Raw genomic sequence first — 1,929 nt, forward strand, 5'->3', positions numbered from 1 at the left:
GACTTGACCTCGACGATCAGCGTCTCCCGCGGGGCCCGGGCCCGGGCGCCGCCCGGGGTGACGAACTCCAGGTCGAAGTCGATGGTCACGCGCTCCGCGGACCCTTTGCCGACCAGGGTCAACCGCCGGTATCGCATCGTCAGCTGCGGTTCGACCGTATGGGCGAACGTCTCGCCGTATGTCTGGCGGACGCATTGCTGCACGAACCCGAGCGCGTCGGCACCGACCGTGCCGTGGCGGGCGCCGTCATAGGGCATCCGTTCCTTGATGGTGCGGTAATTGGATAGCGGGTGAGGCCGCGCGGATCGCGAGAATCCACCACTGATCGCGCGAGGTCGGTTAGAACTTCCTTGTGTCGCAAGGGGAGTTGGCGTCGGTGGTGGCGGAGCTGCGGGTGGTTGTCGCCCGGTTGGAGGCCACCGTCGCCGAGTTGAACCAGGCGGTGACCGCTCGGGACGCCAGGATCGCCGAGCTGGAGAAGCTGTTGGAAGCGTCGCGCCGTTCGGGGAAGCGGCAGTCGGCGCCGTTCTCGAAGGGGCAGGGTTCGGTGGATCCGGCGAAGCCGGGACGCAAGGCGGGGGACGAACACGGCCGGCATGGTCATCGGGCGGCTCCGGTCCACCCGCCGGACCGGGAGCTCGAAGCGCCGCTTCCGGGGTGCTGCCCGCACTGCGGCGGTGACGTTGAGCTGGAACGGGAGGACGAGCAGTTCCAGGTTGACCTCCCGCCGATCCGGCCGGTGACGACCCGGTTCCGGGTCGGGGTCGGTCGGTGCACGACCTGCCGGCGTCGCGTGCAGGGTCGGCATCCGGAGCAGACCTCCGACGCCCTGGGGGCGGCCGGGTCGCAGGTCGGTCCCACCGCCAAGTCGTGGGGCCACTGGGCGCACTACGGGCTCGGCCTGTCGTTCGGGAAGTGCTCCGAACTCTTGCGCCGCCTCGGGATCGACGTCACCGCCGGGGCGCTCTGCCAGGCAGCGCAGTCCACCGGCAGCGCGCTGGTTCCCGTCCACGCTGAGATCGTGCGGCGGGTCAACGCCTCGCCGGTGGTCACCGCCGACGAGACGGGCTGGCGGGTCGGTGGCCGCTCGGCCTGGCTGTGGGTAGTCACCGCCCAAGGGGTCACCGCCTACAACGTGGCCGACGGGCGAGGCTTCGAGGAGGCTTGCGAAGTCCTCGACGCCGGCTACGACGGCGTCCTCGTCCGCGACGGCTGGGGACCCTACCGGCTCTACGAGAAGGCCACGCACCAAAGCTGCGTCGCTCACTTCTTGAGGCGCTGCAACGAGATGATCGACGACAACCCCGGCTGGGCCCGAGGCACTCCCCGCCATGTCAAGGACATGCTCCTCGACGCCCTCGCCGCCCGGGACCTCGGCGCCCGGCGCCGCAAGGCCCTCGCCGCCGACCTCATCGACCGGATCGAGATCCTCGCCGACCAGGCCCACCCCTACGACGCCAACCGCAAGCTCGTCGCCCATCTCCACAACGAGCGCCACGCCCTCTTCACCTTCCTCACCCACCCCGACGTGCCGGCCACGAACTGGAAAGCGGAGCAAGGCGTCCGGCCTGCCGTCGTCAACCGCAAGGTCTGGGGCGGGAACCGAACATGGCGGGGTGCCGCCACCCAGAGCCGCATCATGAGCGTTCTGCGCACCGCCGCCCAACAAGGCGTCGACGCCATCGACTGGCTCACCCGCTACGCCAGAGCGCCAGACCTCGCCCTCTCCCCACTCTTCACGGAATAGCCGCACGCTCATTCACCACAATTCGAGCCGGCGCGCCCCGCTATCCAAGTACCGAATTACTTCCGACGAACACTCAAGGAACGGTAAGACAGCTTGACGCAACGGCGATTGCCGGCGAGAAGTATCTTCTCTCTACAGACCCGCCTTACTATGACAACATTGGCTACGGAGCGCTCTCGGAC

2 protein-coding genes are annotated in these 1,929 nt (G+C 68.8%); one reads left to right on the plus strand and one right to left on the minus strand.

Going from position 1 to position 1,929, the window contains the following annotated elements; genetic code table 11:
* Positions 1-257, minus strand: a 257-nt coding sequence (locus tag ACRDSQ_RS10950; protein WP_431420744.1) for a hypothetical protein, incomplete at its 3' end; no start/stop codon positions are given.
* A 95-nt stretch (positions 258-352) separates the two neighbouring features.
* On the opposite strand from ACRDSQ_RS10950, the gene tnpC reads away from it, so the two are divergent.
* Entirely contained in the window at positions 353-1,747 is a 1,395-nt protein-coding gene (gene tnpC / locus ACRDSQ_RS10955; protein ID WP_431420745.1) for an IS66 family transposase, read from the plus strand.
* Positions 1,748-1,929 lie beyond the last annotated feature (182 nt).

Source organism: Actinokineospora sp. (genome assembly GCF_050699995.1).
Lineage (GTDB): Bacteria > Actinomycetota > Actinomycetes > Mycobacteriales > Pseudonocardiaceae > Actinokineospora.